The sequence below is a fragment of the uncultured Kushneria sp. genome (genome assembly GCF_947497025.1).
In the GTDB taxonomy this organism is placed as follows: Bacteria; Pseudomonadota; Gammaproteobacteria; order Pseudomonadales; family Halomonadaceae; genus Kushneria.
In genome coordinates, this window is the sequence record NZ_CANMFC010000008.1 from 25736 (window position 1) to 51395 (window position 25660).

Genomic DNA, 25660 nt, shown 5'->3' on the forward strand with positions numbered 1-25660 from the left:
TCCACGGCGGCCTTTTCTTGTGTTAGGCCCTTGTGTCCGACGTTCGGTGACATCACCCGAGCCTGCGTCCCGGCGCCGGCTGCTTTAAGATGGGGACATCTCACCCTTGTGAGTCCTTATTGATGCCTGTTTGATCCTGGAGTCCCCTTGGATATCTCATTTCCCTTTGCCGACTGGTTTCGAAACTCATCGACCTATATCGATGCCCACCGGGGACGTACCTTTGTGGTACTGATCGAGGGAGAAGGGCTGACGCCCGAGCGTCGTGCGCCGCTGATTCAGGACCTGGCGCTGCTGCATACCCTGGGGGTGCGGCTGGTGCTGGTCTTTGGTGTGCGCGCCCAGGTACGCCAGGCACTGCAGGAGGCCGCGCTGACGCCGCCACGCCATCAGGGTCGATTCGTGGTAGATGAAGCCTGCATGACGTTGATCGAGCGCGAAGTCTCAACCCTGCGTCTGGCCATCGAAGCCAGGCTTTCGCCGGGGCTTTCCAATACGCCGCTGCATGGCGTCGAGATTAATGCCATCAGCGGCAATCTGGTCATGGCCAAGCCGTTGGGGATTCGGGAAGGCGTCGATTTTCTGCGGGCAGGCGAGGTGCGCCGGATACGCAGCGATGCCATTCGGACCCTGCTGGATCAGCGCTCGCTGGTGGTGCTTCCACCACTGGGGTACTCCAGTACGGGTGAGGTCTTTGATCTGGATGCAGCCGATATTGCCCGCCACGCCGCCATTGCGCTCCATGCCGACAAGCTGATCATCGTGGGCCGTGCTGGCGGGCTGCACAATGCCCAGGGTCGACTGCTGCGTCAGCCCAACCTGCAGGAGGCGCAGGCACTGGCCTGCCAGCACGAGAATACCGAACTGGCCGAGCATGTGCATATTGCCTGCGATGCGGCCCGTCAGGGCGTGGGCCGTACTCACCTGATCTCCTGGCAGGACCGCGATGCGCTGCTGGCCGAGCTTTTTACCCGTGATGGTGTCGGCACCATGATCACCCGCGAGCGCTATGAGCAGCTGCGCGGTGCCCGCATCGACGACATCGGCGGGCTTTTGGAGCTGCTGCGTCCATTGGAAGAGCGGGGCATGCTGGTGGCGCGTTCACGCGAGCGGCTGGAACAGGAGATCGACGACTATGTGGTCATTGAACGTGACGGCATGGTGATCGGCTGTGCGGCGCTTCACCCCTATCCGGAAGCAGGTAGCGCGGAGCTTGCCTGTGTCGCGGTTCATCCCAGTTACCGCGGCGGCGAGCGCGGCGATCTGCTGCTCGAGGGTGTAGAGCAGCGCGCCCGCGAGCAGGGTCTGACCACTCTGTTTGCGCTGACGACTCATACCCTGCACTGGTTTCTGGAGCGTGGTTTTGTGACGTCAGACCTTGAGGCGCTGCCTCAAAGGCGGCGTCAGCTCTACAACCCGCAGCGCAATTCCAGAGTGCTGCTCAAGACACTGACCTCCCATGGCCTGTCAAAGGCAGGGAGCTGACCCCAGGCATAAGCAAGCACCACTGTCTTGCTTTCAAGACAGCACCAGGCGGCATTTGTCGGTCCATGGAGACATCATAAAATTCAATAAAAACATATAGATAAATTATAAAGAAGATTGCGTTGTCGCCATCTGGCGACGCTTTTGGGGTTTGCCATGGCGCTGTATTTGCAGGGAAAGGTGTTCTTGAGCGGTTTGAATTTTCAAGTTTTTGTTTTTAAAGTTGAAATTTAATGATGGCACGTCTTTGGCTACGGATTATGCATGGCGAAAAAGCATGTCATGAAGGCTTCTGTGGAAATGAGTGCCCTGTGACGCTTGCCCGCCGAAGACCCATGAAAGGAGGCATCAGGCCGTTCCGGCCATGGCATGGATGCCATCCCGGGTCCGTCTTTCAGAGACAGCGCCACGGCGTGTCTTTGATCATGAAGAAGCCGCAGGCGCTATCGAAAGCCTGAATGTCAATCTCGATAGCGTGGCTTCGGGCCCCTCCAGGCCCTCGGTGATTTGGCCCTGCATGGTCAGGCGGGCAGGGCGTATCACCACATTACCCTTCAGTTCCCTGCGTATGTTGAGAGCCGGCCCTGCCGGCTCTTTTTTTTTATTCCACCGGGGTTAATGAAACTGAATGAGTGAAAAATGTGTACGGACGTTATCGGACGGTGAGAATATCGGTTATTCTCTCCCGCATTCCTCACGATTTCATTTAACGGCTCGCCTGTCGGAGATTGTCAACTCATGGCTTCTCGAATAAAGCGTCGGTGGCGTCCTCGATCCCTTCTTCAGCAGGTATTGACCGCCTTTTTGCTGGTCATGCTGCCGATCGGTGTATTGATTCATCTCGCCGGTCAAAGTTTTTCCCAGCTTTCAGAGTTGGCGGATGTCAGCGCTCGCGAGGCGGTCGACGAAACCCGTCGCGCCCGTCAATTGACCAATCTGTCCACGGACATGGAGCGCAGCGCCCGTCAGTATGCGGTACTCGATGATCGGAGCCTGCTTGAAATCTATGGTGAGCGCCGCGCGCGCTACAGCGATCTGCTCAACGAGCATGCCGCTTTCATGGGGGACAACCCCCTGATGCAGTCGCTGCGCCAGCAGTTGACCGTACTGGAGACCCTGCCGACACCCGGCGAGGCGAGCCTGAGCGCACAGCTTTCCGAATTCAGCCGCTTTACGGCCACTACGGAAGCACTGGCCGAGGCCACCCGGCGGCAGGTCGATGCTCGCATCGACGAGATCCGCACCCAGGCCGATCAGGTCACGACCCGCCTGTGGCAAGCCACGCTGGCGCTGGTCTCGTTCAGTCTAATGCTGATCCTCTTTTTCACCTGGCGTATCATCCGCCCGATTCGCCAGCTCGAGCAGCGCATTCTCGGTATCGGAGGCAGTGGGGATACCGAGGAGAGTCACCCGATTCAGGGCCCGCTGGAGCTGGTCAATCTGGAGGAACGTCTTGAATGGCTGTCGGCACGTTTGCGTGAGCTTGAGGAACAAAAGCAGCAGTTTCTGCGTCACATGTCTCATGAGCTCAAGACGCCGCTGGCCAGTATTCGCGAAGGCTCGGGACTGCTGGCCGATGGTGTGGTCGGCGAGATGACCCAGCGCCAGCGCGAAATCGTGCTGTTGATCGATGAAAGCGGTCAGGAGCTGCAGACGCTGATCGAACAGCTGCTGGACTACAATCTGCTCCAGCAGAATCGGCGTCTCAATGTGACGCGCTTTGACGTGGCAAGTGTCATCCATGAGGTGCTTTCCAAGCATCGTCTCGCCCTGCAGCAAAAGGGCATGGTCGTCGAGGAGCGCCGCGCGCCGCTGTACTGGCAGGCCGACCGGGCGCGCACGGCTCGTATACTCGACAATCTGGTGTCCAATGCCATTGCCTATGGCGAAGACGAGGGGCGGCTCTATATTTCAGCGAGCGCCGATCAGCAGCACCTGACGCTGGATGTGGCCAACAGCGGCCAGGCCATCAACGAGCGTGACCGCGACCATCTGTTTGAGCCGTTCTATCAGGGCAGCTCGCAGCGCAAGGGGCCGCTCAAGGGGTCCGGTATCGGACTTTCTGTGGCCGCCGAGAGTGCGCGTGCACAGCACGGGACGCTGAGTCTGATCGAGGACTCGATCAACGGCTGTGAAGTCTGCTTTGAACTGGTACTTCCCTGGATCGTGGAAGAGTCTTCACAGGACAATCCCTCTCTACCCCGGGCCGCAAGGGAAAAGGCGGCGCTGGCAAGGATATGACAATGAAGCACAATCTGATCGCAGGCAGTCTTTTAACGGCGACCATGCTGCTAAGCGGATGCGCCATGCTGGGCGATCGCGTTCCCGGCGCTGCTGAAGAAGGGTGTATTACCCGTGGCATTCCCACCATGGTGGATGACGAATGCCTGCTACCGACGTGGGTCGCCTTTGGTCGTGCTGCGCAAACCGGCACACAGCAATGGCGTGATGAAGTGCTTCAATACATGGGCAGCGACACGCCTCGTGGCGGGTTGGCCCGAGCGGTGGTCTTTTCTCAGGAGGAGGCCGAGCACTGGCCGGCAGGTCTTGCGCTGTTCAGGCGCTATACCGCCCAGGCCCCCGAGAGCATTCAGCCTTTACTGCAGCAGTGGCAAAGGGATCTGGAGCGTCGCATCGATCTTCAATCCAGGCTTCAATCCAGGCTGGATGCACAGCATAATCGCAGTACTCAGGGTAACAGCCGTCAGCGCCAGCAGATTCAGGTGCTGGAGCAGGAAAACGTCGAGCTGAAAAAGAAACTGGATGCCCTGACCGCGATAGAGGAGAGCATGAACGCCAGGCAGAGCCCCTGAGCCCTCCTCGCGCGTTGGGTGTGCAAGGAGACATACGTGAAAACTGCCCATCTGCTATTGGTCGACGATGACCCGAGTCTCTTGAAGCTCCTGGGTATGCGTCTTGAAAGCCGTGGCTATCGGGTCAGTACCGTTGAGAGCGGTGCCCAGGCACTGTCACTGGTAGAACAGCAGCGCCCTGATCTGGTGTTATCGGATCTGCGCATGGATGGCATGGACGGCATGGCGCTGTTTGGCGAGATCCAGTCCCGCCATCCGGGCCTGCCGGTCATTATTCTGACCGCGCATGGCTCCATTCCCGAAGCCGTCAGTGCCACCCGTCAGGGGGTGTTCGGCTTTCTGACCAAGCCCATCGATCGTACCGAACTCTTTGCGCTGGTGGATGAGGCCCTCATGCAGACCTCGCCTGCCAGCGATGAGGCAGACCCCGCCTGGCGTCGCGACATCATCACCCGCAGCACGGTCATGGAGCAGGTGCTCGAGCAGGCCGGCAAGGTCGCCGGCAGCGATGTGAGCGTGTTGCTCTCCGGCCCCTCCGGCTCCGGCAAGGAGCTTCTGGCGCGCGCCCTGCATCGTGCCAGTGCGCGCGCCGAGCATCCCTTCATTGCCATCAACTGCGGGGCGCTGCCCGAGCAACTACTGGAAAGTGAACTGTTCGGCCATGCCCGCGGCGCCTTTACCGGCGCAGTGAACGCCCATGAAGGGCTTTTTCAGGCCGCGCACGGGGGGACGCTCTTTCTCGATGAAATCGGTGATATGCCCCTGTCACTGCAGGTCAAGCTGCTGCGAGTGCTTCAGGAGCGTCAGGTACGCCCGCTGGGCAGCACACAGAGCGTCGATGTGGATGTCCGCGTGATCTCGGCGACCCATCGTGACCTCAATGCCGCGATGAGTGAGGGCAGCTTTCGCGAGGATCTGTTCTACCGGCTCAACGTGGTGAACCTGCGCCTGCCGGCCCTGCGTGAACGCCCGGAGGACATCCCCATTCTGGCGCGCTATCACCTGGAGCTGGCGGCCGATCGACACAAGCCCTCGGTCAAGGGATTCTCGAAGGAGGCCATCAACCTGCTGGCCTCCCATGCCTGGCCGGGCAATGTGCGCCAGCTCGTCAACGTGGTCGAGCAGTGCGTGGCGCTGTCCAGCGCGCCAATCATTGCCCATGCGCTGGTGGCACAGGCGCTGGCCTGCGAGGATAACGCGCTGCCGTCGTTCAATGCCGCGCGGGCCGGTTTCGAGCACGGCTACCTGGTCAAGGTGCTCAAGATTACCGAAGGCAATGTCACCCAGGCGGCCCGCATTGCCGGGCGCAATCGCACCGATTTTTACAAGCTGCTCGCCCGACACGAACTCGATCCCAACAGCTTCAAGCCGGTTTACGCCACAGGACAGATCTGATCAGCGCTTCAACCGGCGCTTCACTTCCACCTTCAGCCGGCCCTCACCCAGACGGGCCGTGAGCACTTCCCCGGGGGTGGTGTCCTGTGAGCGGCGCACCACCCCGGAAGGGGACTCCAGAATCGCATAGCCACGCCCCAGCACGGCCAGCGGGCTGACCGCATTGAGCTCGCGCATTACTCCTTCCAGTCGTTGACGCTGCGCGCTGATCTGGCGCTCCGGGGCGGCCTTCAGGCGCTGTTCCAGGGCGTCCAGTCGTTCGCGGCGATCACGCAGCATGCGCTCGGGGGAGGCCTGCTGCAGCCGCGCCTGATCGCTTGCCAGCTGCTGGCGGGACTGCGCCAGTTGATACGACATGGCCCGTGTCAGACGGGCCTTCAGATCGTTCAGACGCTGGCGCTGGGTGCTCAGGCGTTCGCCAGGGTGGCGAAGGCGCGAGGCCGCGTGATCCAGACGCTGCTCGAGCTGCTCGAGCTGGCGCTGTTGAGCGCTTTCGAGACGCTGCGTCAGGGTGGCCAGCCGCTCCAGAATGTCACGACGATCCGGCACCAGCCGTTCGGCGGCGGCCGAGGGCGTGGGGGCGCGCACGTCGGCGGCCAGATCACTCAGGGTGGTGTCGATCTCGTGGCCTACGGCGCTCATCACCGGAACCGGGCTTGCCTGAATGGCGCGGGCCAGACGCTCATCGTTGAAACACCACAGATCCTCCAGACTGCCGCCGCCGCGGGTGATCAACAGCGCATCAAAGCGGCCGTCGCGTCCGGCGGCGGCCAGCGCGCGGATCATCAAAGGTGCCGCCTGATCGCCCTGTACCGGCACTGGCAGCACGCTGACGTCCAGCAGCGGCCAGCGCGCCTGCAATACGGCCAGCACGTCCTGAAGGGCCGCGCCACTGGCGGAGGTGATGATGCCCAGATGCCGCGGTGGGCAGGGCAGTTCGCGCGCGTTGTCGAAAACGCCTTCGGCCTCGAGTTTTGTCTTTAGTCGTTCCAGCGCGGCCAGCAGGGCGCCGCGGCCGGCTTCCTGCACCGCTTCCACGATCAGCTGATAGTCGCCGCGGGGTTCGAAGATCGAGACCTTCGCCCGAATGCGTACGCTGTCGCCTTCACGCATGGGGGCGGCGACAAAGCGGGCCCGGTTGCGAAAGAGTGCGCAGCTGACCTGGGCGCGGTCATCCTTGAGCGTGAAGTAGAGATGTCCCGAGGCCGGGCGCGACACGCGCGATAGCTCACCCTCGACCCAGACTTCGCCAAAGGTGTCTTCAAGCGCTCCGCGGGCGCGCCGGTTGAGTTCGAAAACGCTCAGTGCCTCATTCGATGAAGAGGGGGTCATGGCGGCTCCATGCGGGAGATTCAGTTTGATGGCATCAGTCTGTCATGCGCGTGCGCCGGTGTCTGCCGCGTGAAGTGTCGTGCGCATATTCAGGTATCGAAAAAGGCAATGTATATGGCGGCAATAGCGCGCAGCCGGCGGGATGTCCGTTGTATGGGCGGGCCTCAAGCGTTAAAATGCTCGATTAATTATTTCCCGCCGCCTGTACAACCCACTCAGTGGACGCCAGTTATGCTGCGTATAGCTCAAGAAGCGCTTACGTTTGACGACGTATTACTCGTTCCCGGTTATTCCGATGTCCTGCCGAAGAACGTCTCTCTGAAATCCCGCCTGACCCGCAACCTCGTCCTCAATATTCCGCTTGTCTCCTCTGCCATGGATACCGTCACCGAAGCTCGCCTGGCGATTGCCATGGCGCAGGAAGGGGGCATCGGTATCGTGCACAAGAGCATGTCGATCGCGGCTCAGGCCGCGGAAGTACGCAAGGTCAAAAAGCACGAAAGCGTGATCGTGAAGGACCCCGTCACGGTCAGCCCCGATGCCAAGCTCACCGACCTGCTGGCCATGGCCAGGGAGTACGGCTATTCCGGCTTTCCGGTCGTGAAGGGTGAAGAGCTGGTCGGCATCGTGACCGGTCGCGACATGCGCTTTCAGCCCAACTACAGCGACAGCGTCGAAGCGATCATGACGCCGCGCGAGAAGCTGATTACGGCGAAGGAAGGCACGCCGCTGGAAGATATCAAGCGCCTGCTGCAGGAACATCGCATCGAGAAGATCCTGATCGTCAGCGATGACTTTCATCTGCGCGGTCTGGTCACCGTGCGCGACATCGAAAAGGCCCGCACCTACCCGAACGCCGCCAAGGACAGCGACGGTCGCCTGCTGGTCGGCGCCGCGGTCGGTACCGGTGAAGACACCGGCGATCGCGTTCAGGCGCTGTATGACGCCGGTGTTGATGTGATCGTGGTCGACACCGCCCACGGCCACAGCGCCGGCGTCCTCGAGCGCGTGCGCTGGGTGAAGGAACACTTCCCCGCGCTGCAGGTCATTGGCGGCAACATCGCCACCGCCGCGGCGGCCAAGGCACTGGCCGAAGCCGGTGCGGATGCAGTCAAGGTCGGCATCGGCCCGGGCTCGATCTGCACCACCCGTATCGTCGCCGGTGTGGGCGTGCCGCAGATCACCGCGGTCGCGGATGTCGCCGAGGCCCTCAAGCCCTATGACATTCCGCTGATCGCCGATGGCGGCATCCGCTTCTCCGGGGATATCGCCAAGGCGATCGTGGCCGGTGCGCACTGCGTCATGGTCGGCAGCCTGCTGGCGGGTACCGAAGAATCCCCGGGCGAGATCGAGCTCTACCAGGGCCGGACCTACAAGGCCTACCGCGGCATGGGCTCGATGGGCGCCATGTCCCAGACCCAGGGCTCGTCGGATCGCTACTTCCAGGACAAGAACGAAGGCGTCGAGAAGCTCGTGCCGGAAGGCATTGAAGGCCGCGTGGCCTACAAGGGCCTGATGAGTGCCATCGTCCATCAGATGATGGGCGGCCTGCGCGCCTCGATGGGCTACACCGGCTCGCACGATATCGACACCATGCGCACCGTGCCGGAATTTGTTCGCATCACCAGCGCAGGCTTTGCCGAATCGCACGTCCATGATGTGCAGATCACGAAAGAAGCGCCGAACTACCGGAGCTGATGGCATGTGCTGCCCGCGTGTGATCATGATCCTCATTGATCGATGCGCGGGCAGGGCACGTCCACCGGCTGCCGGGCAGTCCAGTTTGAAGAGCGGGAGGCGAAAGCTTCCCGCTTGTTTATTTATATCCTCGCCGCAGTAGAGAGATACGATGACCGACATTCACGCCCACAAGATTCTGATTCTCGATTTTGGCTCCCAGTACACCCAGCTGATCGCCCGCCGCGTGCGCGAGATTGGGGTCTATTCGGAAGTGCGCGCCTTCGACATCACCGAAGAAGAGATCCGCGAGTACAACCCCAACGGCATCATCCTCTCCGGCGGGCCGGAATCGGTCGCCGAGCTGGACTCTCCGCGGGCGCCCCAGTGCGTGTTCGACATGGGGCTGCCGGTATTCGGTATCTGCTACGGCATGCAGACCATGGCCGCCCAGCTGGGCGGAGCCACTGAAGGCTCGCAAAAGCGTGAGTTCGGCTACGCCCAGATCAGTGTCTCCTCTGAGGATGACCTGCTCGGCGGCATCAAGGACCACATCGGCGAGCGCGGCGATGCACTGCTGGACGTGTGGATGAGCCACGGTGACAAGGTTTCCAGCGTTCCCGAACAGTTCGAAATCACCGCCTCCACGCCGAGCTGCCCGATCGCCGCCATGAGCTGGGCTGAAAAGCGCCTCTATGCAGTGCAGTTCCACCCGGAAGTGACTCATACCACCCAGGGCCAGCGCATCCTTGAGCGCTTCGTGCTCGAGATCTGCGGCTGTGAACGGCTCTGGACCCCGGCGAAGATCATCGAGGATCTTTCCGAGCGCGTCCGCGAGCAGGTCGGGGACCGTCACGTGCTGCTCGGCCTCTCCGGCGGGGTGGATTCCTCCGTGGTGGCAGCGCTCCTGCACAAGGCGATTGGCGATCAGCTTACCTGCGTGTTCGTCGACAACGGCCTGCTCAGAAAGGACGAAGGCGCCCAGGTGATGGACACCTTCGCCCAGCACATGGGCGTGCGCGTCATTCGTGTCGATGCCGAAGACGAGTTTTTGGATAAGCTCAAGGGCGTGGATGACCCGGAAGCCAAGCGCAAGGCGATCGGCAACACGTTTATTGACGTGTTCGACCGTGAAGCCGCGAAGATCGAAGGCGTCGACTTCCTCGCCCAGGGCACCATCTACCCGGACGTGATCGAATCCGCCGCCTCGAAAACCGGCAAGGCGCACGTCATCAAGTCGCACCACAACGTGGGCGGCCTGCCGGAGACCATGAAGCTCAAGCTGGTCGAACCGCTGCGCGAACTGTTCAAGGACGAAGTGCGCAAGCTCGGCCTCGAACTCGGCCTGCCGTACGACATGGTTTACCGTCACCCGTTCCCCGGGCCGGGCCTGGGCGTGCGCATTCTGGGGGAAGTCAAAAAGGAGTACGCCGACATCCTGCGCGAGGCGGACGCCATCTTCATTGAAGAGCTGCACAACGCCGACTGGTATCACAAGACCAGCCAGGCCTTCGCCGTGTTCCTGCCGGTCAAGTCCGTCGGGGTAGTGGGGGACGGCCGCCGCTATGAGTGGGTCATCGCCCTGCGCGCGGTGGAGACCATCGACTTCATGACCGCTCGCTGGGCGCACCTGCCGTATGAGCTGCTGGAGAAGGTCTCCGGTCGCATCATCAACGAGATCAGCGGCGTGTCGCGCGTGACCTACGATGTGAGCAGCAAGCCGCCCGCGACGATCGAGTGGGAATGAGGCTGTAGCTGCTTGCTAAATGAGAAAACCCGCCGAAAGGCGGGTTTTTTGTTTCGATAGACCTCGAAAGGTGCATTAGCTTTTACAAGGGCGAAGAAGCTCTCCAGTTGATGCAACCTTCCAGATAAGCGCGATTCTCCGCTGAAAGCCGGGCAATACCAGCATAACGAGCAAGCTCCAGAATCTGGTCCTGACTGTTTAGAAGTAAGGACTCATGACGATCGTAAAGCTCGGCGATTTCGGCTCGAGAAATATCCCGGATCGAGCGATCCAGTCCTGATCGAAATGCAGTCCTGTCCGAGTAGCTTCCGATTGGCCAGAGAAAATCGACGTTGTCTTCGCGGTGTGTTTCGACGCGATCCAGCGCATTGGCCACCTGCTCGGAGATGCGCCTACCGGTTCGTTGCCAGCCGTGCATGCTGGCAATGCGCTTGCTGAGAAGGCTCAGGGGCATAGGCCCTTCGCGATCAACGACACCAGCCACAAGAAGCGCTAGGGTCGGAAGGTACGCTTGATGATAGAACAGCACGGGGTCCGGCATAGGTTCGTCAGGTTCCATGGTGGCCGATGTTACGAAATGATCAGAAGACATCGACCTTGCCACCATGGGCTCCTGCCGTGTGAGTGACGCTTCCACCCGCATAGGGCCAGCCGCCTGATCTTTTGCGGGGCTATCCAGCGTAATGTTACTTCGTTGCTCGTCATGGGCGGCGCTGACAAAGGCTTCGGTACTCTCGTTCCGATCTGTCAGTACAAGGCTGGTTTTTTCCGTAGCTCTCTTGTTGCGGTCCATCTCAAGATGTTCCACCAGCATTGCATGGATGCGATCGGCGACCGTACGAGGGTTTCGAAACCAGTCCGTGGACCAGATTCGCAGGATGGTCCAGCCAAGATTCTCAAGCACCGCCTGTCGAATCTTGTCCCTGTCCCGCGCCGTAGCGGAGCCATGGTATGTTGCCCCGTCGCATTCGATACCAGCCAAGTACACGCCTGCATGGTCTGGATGGACAACGCCCAGATCAATGCGAAATCCTGAAACGCCAATCTGTGGACGAAGTTCCCAGCCCTTGGCCTCAATGGCCGCCTTGACTGCGGCTTCGAAGACATTCTCGACTGGTCCCAGCGAACCCTCGTCCTGAGCCGGCAGGGCGATCGGACCACGCGCGGCAAAGTCGAGGAAAGCCTTAAGGTGCTTCACGCCCGTCGCCTTGGTGCGAGTCAGATCAATCTGATCGGCGCGCAGGGAGGCGAAAATGTGCAGCTCCTGTCGGGCACGAGTTACGGCGACATTGAGGCGTTTTTCACCACCATCGCTGTTCAAGGCGCCGAAGGCCATGGAGAGTCGGCCCGCGTGATCCGGCCCGAAGGTGATCGAGAACAGCATAACGTCGCGCTCATCGCCTTGGATGTTTTCCAGATTCTTGACGATTACGGGTTCTTCTCGAGCATCCTCGAAAAACCACTCTAGTTCAGGAGTTTGTCGCCGCTCTTCGTCGAGCAGATCAAGAATGAGACTTTGCTGTTGAATGTTGAAGGTAATGATGCCCAGTGTAAGTCGATCTTCTTCAGTCCATGCCAACCATTCGGTCAGACGATTTACTGTCATGCGCACGATTGCGCGCGCCTCAGCTTCGTTGGTGCGCCCCAGACCCCGCCCGTAGACACCGTCCACCTGATGCAGTTGGACTGCATTGGAGGCCGTCGCCGGAGAAGGAAAGGTCACAAGGCGACCGCTGTAATAGTGCCAGTTGGAGAAAGCGATGAGTGATTCGTCCCGGCTGCGGTAGTGCCAGTCAAGCTGCTTTGTCGGGATGCCCGCTGAGGCTACCTCGTCAAGAATGGAGGCTAGATCGCGCTCCGCTTCGGGCATGTCCTGATCGCCATCGTCGCTGCGGCCAAAAAAATTGGTTGGGGGCAGCTGTTTGGGATCACCTACGATAATCGCCTGTCGACCCCTTGCGATCGCGCCGATGGCGTCCCATGTAGTGATCTGGGAGGCCTCATCGAAAATCACGACGTCAAAGGCCGCCTGTCCGGCAGGCAGGTACTGCGCTACTGACAGAGGCGACATGAGTACGCAGGGTGCCAGCTTGGTAAAGCTGTTCGGCATTTCCGAAATCAACGTTCGAATCGGCATGCTGGGCCGCTGAAGGGTCAGCTGATGCCGAAGCGTGCCAAGTTCGGACCGCCGAGCTACGGCGTCCTGTGCCGGCAGACCGTGTTGAATGCGTCTCAGAACCTGGCTCGCTGCCATCTCTGTTGCGCGATTATCAAGCTCGCGAAAGCGCTTGATCGCGTCCTCGTGCGCCCAATGCGAAAAACCTCTTAGCGGTGTTCGTGCATCCATCGCCAGCGGCAGCCACCAGGCGGCATAAGCGGCGACGAAGGCGGACTCGACATCATCGTCAAGACGCCCCTCTTCGACAGCCTCTACAAGAGGCGCCAAGCCGGCTGCCTCTGCCTGCAGTCGAATATCGATCCAGCGTGTCCAGTCGGAAAGGTGGTCCTTGTGATCCAGAACTTCTTCGAGGCTTTCGGCAAGCCTCGACAGCGACAGCTGTTCGGGATCTGACAGTGAGACCCGGGCAAAAGCGCCAGCGCAGTTCTTCCAGATGGAACGTTGTTGCGAAAAATGCCTCATGGCGCGATGCAGATCGCTTTGCGCACGCTGTGCCAGACTCAGTCTGGTGGTTTCCCAGCGGGCCTGATCCGAAACGGCTGGTGCCATGGCATCCAGTGTTGCCTTCAGGTTGCCTGCCTGAGACACCCAATCCATTAACCGCTCCATATCAGTGTTCACGCCGTCAACGATGGGGCATTTCTGTAAGACATTTGCTTCAATCTCTGTCCGCAGTCGCCTTGCATCCTGCATTGCCGCAATGTCTCTGCCAGGGTCTGCCTGACCGCTCTCGGCATAGGTCTGCAGTAACTTGCGTACTGAAGATTTCGCGAAGATAGTCAGCGGCCACATCTTCGCTTGGGCGAGTCGCCAGCTCTCGTCCAGTCTATCCAGAGGCATCTCGTCGAGCCGTTCCATCGGATAGCGTGCCGACGCACGACTTATGGCATTGTTATATTGATCAAGCAGATCGCGCAGGGCCTGAGCCTGATGCTGTATTTCTGCCATGTCTTGCGACAAACACCAGCTCACGTCTTCGCCGGTTGCGGATATGTCGGCAAGCTGCTGCAGCGTCTCAAGTTTCTCTGGGGTGCCGACGCCGTTCCAAGCCAAGCCGGATTGATGTGCAAGCCCTTCGGCGGCATCGGATAGCTCATGCGTGGCCAAGGCGAGCGCAGCGGTCTGCTCGAGAAGTTCGGCCTGCCATGAAAAGGACCAGTCATCCGCCTGAACAAGCGATAACGGTTGCCGCCCTGCGATGATTTCATGGCATCGGCCCAGCGCCTCGCTCAGATCTTTAAGGCGCGTATAGCTGGTCGTGTCATGAGCATCCTTGTTCGCAAAGGAAAGTCTGAACGGCGGCATTCCACCCGAGGCTTCTCCGATGGCCTGAAAAATACTGAAGCCCTGAGTTCCTTTTTCATGCAGCGCTGCGACGTAAGCATTCAGCTGATCGCGGGTGACGGAAAGATCGTCGGTCACCCTGACCCACTCGGCTTCGCAGTCTCGCGTCGCACGCTTCCAGCTGCGTCCAAGCTGTGACAGTACTGATTTACGATCAGCCTTGTTGGAATGCAGCTCCAGTACCGCATCACCTAGTCCATGCGCTGAAAGGCGACGATGAACCACATCCAGCGCTGCGGATTTTTCGGCAACAAAAAGAACGGTTTTCTGCACCGCAAGACATTGCGCAATAATGTTGGCGATGGTCTGGCTCTTGCCTGTACCTGGCGGTCCAATGAGCACAAAGTCATGCCCTTCCTCGGCTGCCAGCACGGCTGCAAGTTGAGAAGAGTCCGCTGGTAGAGGGGTGAAAAGATCACGCGGTGCGAGACGCCGATCGACATCCGTAGCATCAGGCAGTCCCGGATCTCCCTTGGCAAGAAAAGGCTCGGACGGATTATCAACCAGATGCTTTACAAGCGCGCTTTCGCGCAGGCTATCGGTACGCTCGACCAGGTCCTTCCACATAAGGAATTTGGCAAAGGAAAAGGTCGAAAGCGCAACGTCTTCAACCACCTCGAACCCCGCTACGTCTCTTACTCTTTGCCGCATGATTTCAAAAATTCGTGGCAGGTCGAAGCCGCTGTCATCGCGCGGTAGTTCTCCTTCCAGCTCCGGAACCTTGAGATCAAAGTCTCTTTTTAAAAATTCAAGAAGCGTTGTGTTGAAGCGAACCTCATCCTCATGATGCTCAATGACGAAGTCGGACTGCGCGGATTGTCGGGAAATCTTGATCGGGATAAGTAAAAGTGGCGCACGATAGCTTTGTGTATCTCCTTCCGTTTTCTTCCAGCGCAGGAAACCGGCGGCAAGGAAAAGTGTATTGGTGCCTCCTTCCTGCATATCACTTTTGGCACGTCGGTATAGCTCCAGAAGCCGTGAGTTGGTCTCCCTACGCGTCAGAGCCACCGCAATCTGCCCCCTTGAGAAAGCGTCCGTGGCCACTTCTTTCAGGAGTTTCGGCTCCTCCTTCGCCAGCAGATCCCGCGTTCCAACCGGGTCTTCATCCTTTAACGCCAGTGCGCGAAATTTTTTACCACCTGCAAGCTGATCTTCCAGCGATGAAACATCCGGGCAAAAAAATGGCAGCGTCTGCTGGGTATCCTTGAAATTCAGTAGCCGGTTACGCAAAGAAAGATCCAGCAGCTTTCGCTGCCAACGTGATATCCGGTCTGCAGGAGTGGCCGGCTCTTCTTCAATCAGTTCACCGGGAAGCATCCCCAGAAACAATGGTCTGGGAAGTGCAGCAGGGCTTGCCGGGATGTCCTCTATTTCGATGGCGGGCTCGCTGCGATGGCTGGCAAGAGGTCGCACTCGTGCCGCACGGGCGCGACGAATGTCGACGGCCATGGTAAAACTGTGTTCATTGCGCTCTGAAGTAAGCTCACGTGCGCTATCCACTGCTTCTTCGAACCCAATGCTGGGTCGTTTTGTAAGCAGAGTGGTTTCCATGCTTACAAGTTCCCGGGCATCAAGTGCCTTGCGAACTGTCATAACGTCCGGTTCGCTTATGGTCCCGAAATCCCTTTCGGTCAACCAAACCCCTGTCCAGGCATGCCCTTCACAAAACAGAATGACTGGATTCAGTCCCGCCGCCTCAAAACAGGCGGCCAAAAAGAGCGCACTGTCGAGACAGGTTGCAAGCCCTTCGGAACGGATGCGTCCCGGGTCGCGAATCTTCTGGCCGTGCAGCTCGAAACTGGCTGGGGGTACGGCATAGGTTAAACCTAGGCCTGTAGCGGCAGACCAGATGGCTCCTGCCAGCATCCACGATCGCGACGGATCTTTGGACTGGTATCCATCCATGCTGCCGCTTTGCCCTGTTACCTCAAGAAGCCGCCCCGCTTCTTTGAGTATTCCGGCAACGACCGTATCGTTGGGAGAGACGAAGGCTGCCAAAAGATGCGCCATCTCGCCAACGCCGCCCCATTCATCGCGTGCAAGCATCTCTACCTGACAGCTCTCGGATATCATCTCGACATCGCCCTGCCGCACTAACAGCGTTAGCTCACCTCTTTCAGCTTCGTTGAGGCCACCCAGAAGAACCGTGTCCAGAGGGGTTTCCAGATCATGTAGCTCTTGCCGCCCGCCTGATGGCAGTCGGTCCAGCTTCCATGTTTTGGGACGTAACAGGCTTGGCTTGCAAGTCAGCTCGACGGTAAGGTTTTCCAGCGGTTTATCCGTCTGGTTCTCCAAAACGATCTTCTTGATTACTGAAACACCATTCTGGGAGGACGCGAAATTCACTTTTTCCGCAGTGATCAAAGTCAGCAAGAGCGACTTCTGGACATCCTCATCAACTGTCTTGAAAGGCATGTTTTAACCCTGATTACATTTTAAATTAGTGGTTTCTAGTCTTGCTGCTGTCTGCGGTTGGAAAAGTGACGTTGTTGGGATCTTTGCAAAGAGTCGGAGCGCGCTTAGTTATTCAAAGAAAAATTTTTAACTAGCACTCTACACTTGGCTTGATTTTGCTTGGGTATGAATATTCAGGTGTACGAGCTTACGCCAGATGTGATTTTGCTCTATCTAGAGAGCAGAATATTATAATCGGCAGATATATGAGTATTATGTAGAACTTTGACAGAAAAATTCTGCCTTTTGAGCTTTGAGTGAGGAGTAATAAGTGAATTTTGAAGCTTTATGTTGCCTCCGGCGGCGTCCTCGACGACCAGTCCTGCGGACCGCATCTGCTGAAAAGATGTTAGCGTGCGCTGCCGGTGCCGTGTAGCGCCTTCTCCATCCGAAAATTCTTCAGCACCTGACCGCGCCGCTCGATCTCCTGCGCCTTCACGACCTCAAACCCTCGCGCCTTGAAAAAGGGCAGGGCGGTGAGACTCGCCTCGGTCGTCATACGATCCATACCGCGTTGCCAAGCAGCCTGCTCGGCGGTCATTAATAGCGCCCTTGCTACGCCGCGGCGCTGATGATCCGGGCTGACAAACAGCATATCGAGATGCCCGTGGTCGTTAAGGCTGGCAAAGCCCGCGAGGGTGTTCTCCCGCATCGCGACCCATGTGGACTGGCGTTCCAGGTTGTTGCCCCAGACGCGGCGATCTATATGACCAGCCCATGCCTCGATCTGCGCGGGGGTGTAATCCCGTGAGGCCACTTCACGCACGGCGCGCTGAAAAAGTGCGAGCGTAATGTCGGCATCATCCATGGTGTAACGGCGCAGGGAGATGTCAGGCAGGTCCTTGTTGTTCATGGCCATGACACTTGCTGGCTCACCGCATTTCATGAGACGAGCCAGCGATGGTTTAAGAAGGAAGTTCAAGACGCGACTGAGGCCTGGCTGTCGAATCGCTGTCACGGCCAGCACCCGCTGGCCCATCAGGCGCGGGTCATTTGCCTGCCGTGACGCTGAATCTGCCAGGCGAAACCGAAGCCCACCGGCAGCACGGCGATGGCCGCCAGCGCCAGCGTTGGTGTCGTTCCGTAGAGTGCGATGATCGCCCCGCCGAGGCCGGTACCCAGCGACTGGCCGGTGAAGAAGGCGGTGGCGAACAACGATACCGCGGCCCCGCGGCGTTCCGGCGCCATCTGCGTCGCGGTGGTCTGCAAGGTATTATGGAGCATGTAGAAACCCAGCCCGAAGCCGTAGCAGCCGAGCACGGCAACCAGTGGGGTGGGGCGCCAACAGATCGCGGCCAGGGCGAGGGCGATCAACACGCAGCCCAGCCGGCACAGGCCGCTTTCGCCCAGCCTGGGGACCAGCTGGCGCGCCAGCAGGGCGAAACTCAAACCGCCCAGTGCGAACGTCGCCAGTATCATCCCCGCTTCGGTCAGCGGTAGCCCGCCGGCCAGGTGCAGATGGCTCGCGACGAAGGCGAAGCCGCAGAATACCGCCGCCCCCTCGCAGAATACGCTGATCAGCACTACGCGCGGCCAGGGCCTGGCGAGCACGTGGCGCAGGCTCACGCCAAGCGCCTCCGGCTTTCGCCCCTGAGGGCGTTCGTGACGGCCGGCGCGATACCACAACAGCCCACCGGCACAGGTGAACAGCAGCGTGTAGACCACGAACGGCCACTGCCACCAGTTCTGCTCGGCAGCCAGCCCGCCAAAGGTCTGGCCGCAGGCCAGCCCGAAGATCTGGCCGATCAAAAAGCGCGCCAGCACCGCCTGGCGTTTTTCGTAGGGGACGTTGTCGCCGATCCACGCCATCGCCAGGGGGATGACGGCCGCGCAGCCGACGCCTGCCAGCATGCGCGCCGCGATCAGCGTCGTCAGGCTGTTCGAGAGCGCACACAGCAGGCTCGCCACCGCCGCCACCATCGAGAACAGCGAGATCACCCGCAGCTTGCCGTAACGATCGCCGCTCGGGCCGAGTACCAACTGCAGGCAGCCGTAGACGATGGCGAAGGCCGTGATGGCCCAGGAGGCAGCGCTCAGCGTTGTCATATAGACATCCGCCAGCCGCGGCAGCATGGGGTCGAGAATGCGCTGGGTGGCCGAAGCGCAAAACGCGGTCAGCGCCAGCAATATAATGGTCGGCCATGGGGTGGAATCCTGGGAAGGGGGCGTGGCAGCTGACACAGGCGGCAAATCCGGATGGCGACGGGATCATGGATATTAGCACGCTAATATCATCTGTCGGCAGCGTATCGCCTGGCCGGCGATCACGATGGTACTTGCCGAGCCTTTGGACAGATCCTCGAGGTCGATGTCATCGCGATACGGCGCCCGCTCGCATGCCCTCTTGTATCGCGACCCATGTGAGCTGGCATTCAAGACTGTTGGCCCAGACGCTTTGATCCATGTTGCCGGCCCATGCCTCGATCTGCGCCGGGGTATAGTCCTGTGAGGCCACGTCACGCTGCTCTGAAAAAGCGCGAGCGTGCTGTCGGCATCATCAGTCCGGTAGTGACGAATGCCTAAAGCATTGGTGGGCATGGCAGCTATCCTTGAGCAGGGCGCTATTTTCGGGGAGGTTTCCATGAACACGTTTTTGGTGGACTGGTTGTTCATCGCCGGGCTGATTCTGTTGCCGGTCGGGGCGGGCATGGTGGTGGTGGGGTTGTATGTTCGCACCTTTCACGCCACGCTGGTGGGTGTGGGGCTGCTGCTGGCGGCAGCCATCATTCTGCTGACCGTGCCCTGAAAGCGTTTCGAGAATCCCTGATCGTGTTCTACCGCAGGCAGTCCTCATCAAAAAGAGAGCGTTCTTTTGGCAATACGAGCCCCTGAACACACCATGCTATGGTTCGCTGATCACCAATGCATGCGGACCAGACTGACATGAGTGAATCACCACCAATCCTGATTTATGACGAGGCCGACAAGGCCGTTGAGATACATCTGGATGAAGGCCGCGACACCGTATGGCTAACGCGGCGGCAAATGAGTGAGGTCTTCGATACTTCGGTTGATAACATCAGCCTTCACTTGAAAAACATCTATGCCGATGGCGAACTGGGGGCTTCGCAACTATCGAGGAATCCTCGATAGTTCGGCAGGAAGGCCAGAGGCAGGGAAAACGACGTGTTCAAATTTACAATCTCGATGTCATCATCTCTGTCGGTTATCGCGTCAACTCGCGTCGGGCAGTTCGCTTTCGTCAGTGGGCCACGCGTGTTCTCCGGGAGCATCTCACCCGGGGCTGGACGCTACACCAGCAGCGGTTTGAGGCCAGTGCTCGTAAGCTGGAGGCCGCGATGGCGCTGGTACCCAAGGCGGCTCAGCGTCTACCTGACAGGCTAAACGCCAGCACCCGCATGATCCGGCTTCATGCTGACGGTCAGCCATTGGCGCTGATCACGCCGCCACTCACCGATACACCCGGTCCAGCTGCGTAAACGCGCCGCGGGCGTGATCTTCCCGGAACATGTCGTGGTCACGGCGCACGCGTTCGGCGGCCTCTTCGGCAAAGCTCACCATGTCTTCGGTAAAGAGCGCTGACGGGCCGAAGGCATCGATGATCGCCGGTTCAATGTCGTAATCCACCCGGCCGGCTTCGTCCGACAGCGCATGCACCCCGGCCAGCACCTGACCGCAGATGCGGGCGTACTGCTTCCAGTCGCTTTTGGACAGATCATCCAGATCGATGCTGTCACGAAAGGGCGCACGCTCGCGGGACATATAGCTGTGCCCGTCAAATTCGATATGGCCATAGAACCGGTCGCCGCGAATCAGGTGCACCGCCTGGGCGTGGATGATGCGCTCGGCGCGGGTGTCCATCTCGTGCTGGTTGGGCGGCACCAGACCGGCCAGCGCCGAGCGCCGGGCCTGCTTGTATTCAATGATCAGATCATCCGTGCCATCGCCCTGCGGGCCTTCGATCAACACATAGTAGCGATCCAGCCCCAATGACGCGGTGCCCTGGCCGCGGCGGATCGCGACATCCTTCACGCGCATGCCGGTGCCAACGGGCGCCCGGGCGCTCGGCGGTATCTCGATGGCGTTACTCTTGATCAGTCGGTCGGTGATCTGCTGAAACTCGTCGCGGCGAGTAGAGACCGGCACCAGCTTGTCGGTCGAGCGAAAACGTCTGCCTGTCTCGTCGAGATAATCCTCCCTGAGCCAGTCGGCGCGCGCCTCGTGGGCCTCCTTGAACAACTTTCGAATCAGTTTCGGGGCGTTATCAAAGCGCATTTCCTCTTCCTGCTCGGTGCCGTCCCGGGCAAGGCGTTGCATGGTTTCGATGTAGCCCTTGATGAAGTGGCGCACCACTTTGGTCCGGTGCTTGCGCTTGAGTTCGCCTTCGGTCTCGGCGGCGATCATGAAACCGGTCGCGCCGCGCTTGAGATCCCAGGTGAAAGGGGCGTAATAGGCCTCGTCGAAATCGTTGACCGAAAAGATCGGCACGTTGCTGACGTTGGGCATGATGCCGAAATTCTCGGGATGCACATCGCCCAGTGCCAGCACGGTGGGCAGCTAGGCGTCATCACCGGCCATGTCGCGATAAAACAGCAGTGCCGTGCCGCGAAAGAACGAGAAAAGGGAGTTCGAGAGCTGGTCGAACTTGATCGCTGTTTCCTCGGTGCCATCGGCGATGCGGGTCTGGTGATCTTCCCGCAGGGTCTGGCGCACGTGGACTCGCCGCTCAAAGCCGGCCAGCACCCGCGGTCGCAGGATAAACTCACCGCCGGCCACGGCGTTGGCCAGCCGGCGAAAGGTCTCGAACCGGGTGCCGATGACCGGCTGGGCGGTGCCTGAGCCATCGCGCTCAAGCGCCGCGGCCAGCTCTGCCTTGTTCATGGCGGCGCGCCCGGCAATCCCGAGTTTTTGCGCCTGTTCGTAGAGCGCCTTGCGTGTCTGTCCTGTCTCGTCGGTCATGATCACCTCCCGCCGGTGTTGTTCGTGATGGCTATCAGGGCGTTACTGATTGTCTGCAACCTTCGTCTTCAGCATGGTCGATCCGGGCGCGCAGCGCCTGTGTGGCCCGCATGCATCCGCGTTCAGGCAAGGGTACAAGACAGAATAAGTCGCGCCAGCCCGGGCGCTGCCCGGTGTAGAATGCTCCGGCAGATAATTTCATGGATGATTCACGAACCCGGTAACGCAGGCATGACGATAAACAGGCCGTGGTGGTTGTGGTTGGGAGCGCTGGCAGCGCTGGTCTTATCAAGCCTTTGCATGGCGCAGGAGAGCGGTAGTGGCAGCGGTAGTGGTAGTGGTAGTGGTAGTGGTAATGGGGAGGAGGGCTGGTACGAGATCAGCTCTTTAAACGTCGGGCTTGACGACCGTATTGACCGGACAAGCCTTCGAACGCCACGCGAAACGATGCGCCATTTCATGCACCTCATTGAAAACGGTGACTATGAAGGTGCCGCGCACATTCTCAATCTCGCCGATCTGTCTCCGAGCGAGCAGCACGCCCGGGGCGGAGAGCTGGCCCGACAACTGGCCGAGGTGTTTCGGCGCGGCAAGTGGCTCAATATCTCCACGCTCTCGTCGCGCCCGGATGGCATGATCGAGGATGTCTCCGGCAAGGATCCGCGCGCGGGCAAGATGCGGCGGGATATCGAGCTGGCCTCGCTCGAGGCCGGTAACGATGCCTACGACATTCGCCTGGGCCGCTACCGGGTGGGAGACGACGAGCCCATCTGGTTGATCACACCGGAGAGCGTGTCCTCGATTCCGGCACTCTATGATCGCTACGGCCCCTCACGTTTTGAGGGCTATATCCCCGAGCCTTTAAAGGAGACCTTCGGGCTTTTGAGGCTGTGGGAGTGGATCGCCATCCCGCTGGTACTGCTGGCGATCGCTCTGATCGGCAAGGGGGTTCACCTGCTCATGGCGATCATGACGCGCTGGCTGCCTTCGGGTTCTCCAAGCATTTTCTTTACCCAGATCCGAAGCCCGGTGGCGCTGATTGTCATGGCGCTGGTCATGCAGACCCTGATTGACTTCGTGGTCTCCTTCTCGGCTGTGGTGGCCAACACCCTGCGGGTGACGCTTACCATCGTCATGGCCTGGGGCGTCGGGATGATTGCGCTGCATCTGATCGATACCTTCATGCTGCACATGACCCGACGCATGGCCGGCGAGATCGATGACTCCAAGCCCCAGGATGAGCGCAAGCTTCTGACCACACTCTATGCGCTGCGCCGGGTCATCATTTTGATCATGGTCGTGCTGGTGACGATTTACGTGCTCGGTCAGGTGCGTCTGTTCGAAACGCTGGGGATGTCGGTCCTCGCCTCGGCAAGCGTATTGGCGGTACTGCTGGGCATCGCCGGACAGGCGGTGCTGGGCAATATCCTGTCATCATTTCAGCTGTCGCTGGCCAAGCCCCTGCGCATCGGTGATCTGGTGATGTTCGAGGGACAGTGGTGCTACGTCGAGGGTATCTTTTATACCTATATCCTGCTGCGGGTATGGAACGAGCGACGTCTGATCGTGCCGGTCACATACTTTGCTTCAAAACCCTTTGAGAACCTGTCGGCCAAAAGCACCGTGGAGTATCGAACCCTGGAGCTGACATTGCACCTCAACGCTGATGTGGCCTGTCTGCGCGAGAAGTTTCTCGAGTATGCCATGGCCGAAGAGAACGTCATCGAGCATCACAAGCTGCTGTGCAGCGTGACCGCGCAGACCGCCTCGGCACAGACCATTACCTGTTTCATGATGACGGTCGATCCGCTGTCCGGCTGGGCGGCAGAGGCGAGCATCCGCGAGAAACTCATGGCGTTCATTCGTGATCATCACCCCCGACTGGTGGCCGCGTCAGGTGGTGGTCTTGAGTGAACAGGACATCGCCCTTGGTGAGCACACAAAAACGCACTCGTAACGGCATTCCTCAGAGTCGGCCGTGCCAAAAAAATCCCCCGGGGCGCTCGCTCCGGGGGATGAGGATGGTGTCTTGTCAAAACCGTGTGATCAGGTCGCCGTAGTGGCAGGTTCTTTCCGGGCGTCGTCGGACTGCTCATTGGGAGTGTCTGAGGGCGCCTCGGGCATCATGGCCTTGTCGTCGGGCGTTGCCGGCTCGGTCTCGGGCATATCGATGCTGTTATCGGGCGTGGCCGAATCGCTTTCGGGCATGAAGGCCTTGTCCTCGGGCGTCGCCGGCTCGGTTTCCGGCATGCTGGAGTCGCTCTCCGGCATGGCGGCACTGTCGTCATTGGCAGCGGCCGGGGCTGGCGGCACTGAGCCGGCGTCATCACGCGTGACGCGCCACACGGCGTTGGTCAGGTCGTCAGCCACGATGACCGCACCGTCCGGCGCGACGCTTACGCCCACCGGGCGGCCGCGGGTGCGGCTGTCATCGGTGAGAAAGCCGGAGACAAAGTCGACGGGGTCGCCCGCGGGTTCCCCGTTTTCAAAGGGCACGAAGACCACGTTGTACCCCACCGGGTCGGCGCGGTTCCAGCTGCCGTGCTGGCCGATGAACACGCCCTCACTGTATTCACCACCCACCTGTGGATTGGAAAAGGCGATCCCCAGCGGTGCCCGGTGAGAGCCCAGGCTATAGTCTGGCGCGATGGCCGATTCGACCTTGTCGGGGTTTTCCGGCTTGACGCGCGGGTCAACGTGCTGCCCCCAGTAGCTGTATGGCCAGCCATAGAAGCCGCCGTCCTGAATCGAGGTCAGATAGTCCGGTACCAGATGCGGGCCGAGCTCATCGCGCTCGTTGGCGACCGCCCAGAGTGTATCGGTGCCCGGCTGGAAGGTCAGCGCTGTCGGGTTGCGCACGCCGGTGGCATAGGCGCGATGCGCGCCGGTCTCGGCATCAATCTGCCAGATCTCGGCGCGGTCGACTTCGGCCTCCATGCCGCGCTCGGTGATGTTGCTGTTGGAGCCGATACCCACGTAGAGATATTGACCGTCCGGGCTGGCGGTCATCGCCTTGGTCCAGTGGTGGTTGATCTCGGAGGGCAGCAGCGTCACAAGCTCGGGCGGGCCGCTGGCCTGCGTCTGACCTTCCTCATAGTCAAAGCGCACCAGCGAGCCCTGATTGGCGACATAGAGACGGTCATCGATCAGGGCAAGCCCGTAGGGCGCGTCGAGGCCGTCGGCAAATACCATCTGCTCTTCGTAGGTGCCATCGCCATCGGCATCACGCAGCAGCGTCAGTCGGTTGCCACCCTTGACCGAGGTCTTGCCCTTGGCCTGGATGACGCCGGCAATGAAGTCCTTGGGCTTGAGCTTCGGCGCGTGGCCGCCACTGCCTTCGGCCACCAGAATATCGCCGTTGGGCAACACCAGCGTCTGGCGCGGAATTTTCAGATCGGTGGCAATGGCCGTGATGCTATAGCCGTCGGGAACGGTAGGCGTTTCATCATTCCACGCCGCCTTTTCGGGCACGGTCATGTTGGGCAGGAGCCCGCGCTGGGGTTCCGGCAGGTTCGGATTGGCGCCGAACTGCTCGGATGCCGAGGCGCCGGCTGTGCCGGCCAGCAGCGCAATTGCCAGCGGCGTGGTCAGGTAGCGTCTTGAAAGTGTCATTGTTTTACCTTCGCGCCAGTATTTGAAAAACCGATCCAGGTGGCGGCAAGCGCCAGCAGGGTCACGATGATCGACAGGATGAAACCGGTGGGCATGACCGCCCAGGCGTCCATGGCGTGCATCAGCGCATTGATAAAGCCCAGCACAAAGCTCACCAGCAGCAGAGCGATATGGATGAGGCCGCGGCGGCGGTTACCGGCGCGAAAAAGTCCGAGCACGCCACACAAAAAGGCGAGGCCATTGAAGACGAGCGCCCCGGCAATCAGCCAGGAGGCAAACGTGGCCCACTGGATCTGGTAGCTGGTGAGATAGGCATAATCGCTCAGCAGGGCGGCAAGAAAAAGCACGAAAGTGCCGGCCAGCAGCACTCCGTGCAGCGGATTCAATCCGCGTCGATACGTCGTTTCGGCAGCAGCGTTCACGGCAGAGCCCCTTGAAATCATCGAATGGAAACGCGTGCCGGGTCGGCACGTTATTATCATGAGCGTTCTACTACTCATTCTACTATTACAGCGTAGCCGGTTTACGGCGGCATCAATGAAGCACTTTCGACCTGGTTCAAACCTGAATGCATTCTGAATAAAAAGACCAGGGGACAGATCATACCTGTCCACCCTGAGCGTCCTTCAATGACCGTCCGGCGGGCGGGGTCATCACCCTTCAGCGATTGCCCCGGGGCCGTGACACCATGCCGGCATTGCG

Annotated in this window: 16 protein-coding genes and 1 pseudogene; 10 read left to right on the forward strand and 7 right to left on the reverse strand. The window is 59.9% G+C overall.

Annotation, left to right across the window (positions count from 1 at the left end):
* Window positions 1-147: 147 nt before the first annotated feature.
* The 4 genes from argA (at window position 148) to glrR (ending at window position 5693) form a co-directional block, all read left to right on the forward strand.
* A complete protein-coding gene (gene argA / locus Q0931_RS14480) occupies window positions 148-1485 on the forward strand; it encodes an amino-acid N-acetyltransferase (protein ID WP_299261501.1) in 1338 nt (445 codons plus the stop codon).
* Between the two features lie 738 nt (window positions 1486-2223).
* A complete protein-coding gene (locus Q0931_RS14485; protein ID WP_299261503.1) occupies window positions 2224-3726 on the forward strand; it encodes a HAMP domain-containing sensor histidine kinase in 1503 nt (500 codons plus the stop codon).
* A 2-nt stretch (window positions 3727-3728) separates the two neighbouring features.
* The gene (locus Q0931_RS14490) at window positions 3729-4298 is read left to right on the forward strand and encodes a hypothetical protein (RefSeq protein WP_299261505.1); all 570 of its coding nucleotides are present in this window, start codon (window positions 3729-3731) and stop codon (window positions 4296-4298) included.
* Window positions 4299-4334: 36 nt separating this feature from the next.
* Window positions 4335-5693: a two-component system response regulator GlrR gene (gene glrR, locus Q0931_RS14495; RefSeq protein WP_299261507.1), complete on the forward strand. Its 1359-nt coding sequence runs from the start codon at window positions 4335-4337 to the stop codon at window positions 5691-5693.
* Here the strand turns inward: glrR and xseA are convergent, their stop codons facing one another.
* Complete coding sequence (xseA, locus tag Q0931_RS14500) at window positions 5694-7025, reverse strand: exodeoxyribonuclease VII large subunit (RefSeq protein ID WP_299261509.1); 1332 nt, start codon at window positions 7023-7025, stop codon at window positions 5694-5696. It lies immediately after the preceding gene.
* A gap of 231 nt (window positions 7026-7256) precedes the next feature.
* Between xseA and guaB the strand changes: the two genes are divergently transcribed.
* Both guaB and guaA read left to right on the forward strand, forming a co-directional pair.
* Window positions 7257-8723, forward strand: a complete 1467-nt coding sequence (gene guaB / locus Q0931_RS14505; protein ID WP_299261511.1) for an IMP dehydrogenase — start codon at window positions 7257-7259, stop codon at window positions 8721-8723.
* Window positions 8724-8874: 151 nt separating this feature from the next.
* Window positions 8875-10449, forward strand: a complete 1575-nt coding sequence (guaA, locus tag Q0931_RS14510) for a glutamine-hydrolyzing GMP synthase (protein ID WP_299261513.1) — start codon at window positions 8875-8877, stop codon at window positions 10447-10449.
* Window positions 10450-10531: 82 nt separating this feature from the next.
* Here the strand turns inward: guaA and Q0931_RS14515 are convergent, their stop codons facing one another.
* The 3 genes from Q0931_RS14515 to Q0931_RS14525 all read right to left on the reverse strand — a co-directional run bounded on the left by Q0931_RS14515 (window position 10532) and on the right by Q0931_RS14525 (window position 18553).
* A complete protein-coding gene (locus Q0931_RS14515; RefSeq protein WP_299261515.1) occupies window positions 10532-16387 on the reverse strand; it encodes a DUF3320 domain-containing protein in 5856 nt (1951 codons plus the stop codon).
* A 388-nt stretch (window positions 16388-16775) separates the two neighbouring features.
* A complete protein-coding gene (locus tag Q0931_RS14520; protein ID WP_299261517.1) occupies window positions 16776-17279 on the reverse strand; it encodes a GNAT family N-acetyltransferase in 504 nt (167 codons plus the stop codon).
* A gap of 125 nt (window positions 17280-17404) precedes the next feature.
* Entirely contained in the window at window positions 17405-18553 is a 1149-nt protein-coding gene (locus Q0931_RS14525) for an MFS transporter (protein ID WP_299261519.1), read from the reverse strand.
* A 454-nt stretch (window positions 18554-19007) separates the two neighbouring features.
* Between Q0931_RS14525 and Q0931_RS14530 the strand changes: the two genes are divergently transcribed.
* From Q0931_RS14530 to rhuM, 3 genes are all read left to right on the forward strand, one after another.
* Window positions 19008-19172, forward strand: a complete 165-nt coding sequence (locus Q0931_RS14530; RefSeq protein ID WP_299261521.1) for a hypothetical protein — start codon at window positions 19008-19010, stop codon at window positions 19170-19172.
* A gap of 137 nt (window positions 19173-19309) precedes the next feature.
* Window positions 19310-19519, forward strand: coding sequence for a hypothetical protein (locus Q0931_RS14535; protein WP_299261523.1), 210 nt, complete (start codon window positions 19310-19312; stop codon window positions 19517-19519).
* Entirely contained in the window at window positions 19516-19866 is a 351-nt protein-coding gene (rhuM, locus tag Q0931_RS16775; protein ID WP_366941626.1) for a RhuM family protein, read from the forward strand. The genes Q0931_RS14535 and rhuM overlap by 4 nt, the downstream gene beginning before the upstream one ends.
* Here rhuM and Q0931_RS14540 read toward each other — a convergent pair.
* A pseudogene (locus tag Q0931_RS14540) lies at window positions 19838-21346 on the reverse strand (DUF2252 family protein). The gene rhuM and the pseudogene Q0931_RS14540 overlap by 29 nt on opposite strands.
* 231 nt (window positions 21347-21577) lie before the next feature.
* Here Q0931_RS14540 and Q0931_RS14545 point away from each other — a divergent pair.
* Complete coding sequence (locus Q0931_RS14545) at window positions 21578-23260, forward strand: mechanosensitive ion channel domain-containing protein (protein ID WP_366941624.1); 1683 nt, start codon at window positions 21578-21580, stop codon at window positions 23258-23260.
* A gap of 132 nt (window positions 23261-23392) precedes the next feature.
* Here Q0931_RS14545 and Q0931_RS14550 read toward each other — a convergent pair whose 3' ends face one another.
* Both Q0931_RS14550 and Q0931_RS14555 read right to left on the reverse strand, forming a co-directional pair.
* A complete protein-coding gene (locus Q0931_RS14550) occupies window positions 23393-24958 on the reverse strand; it encodes a PQQ-dependent sugar dehydrogenase (RefSeq protein ID WP_299261525.1) in 1566 nt (521 codons plus the stop codon).
* Window positions 24955-25380 (reverse strand): DUF2231 domain-containing protein, encoded by a 426-nt coding sequence (locus Q0931_RS14555; RefSeq protein ID WP_299261528.1) that lies wholly within the window; start codon window positions 25378-25380, stop codon window positions 24955-24957. Before Q0931_RS14555 ends, Q0931_RS14550 begins: the two co-directional genes overlap by 4 nt.
* Between the last annotated feature and the right edge of the window lie 280 nt (window positions 25381-25660).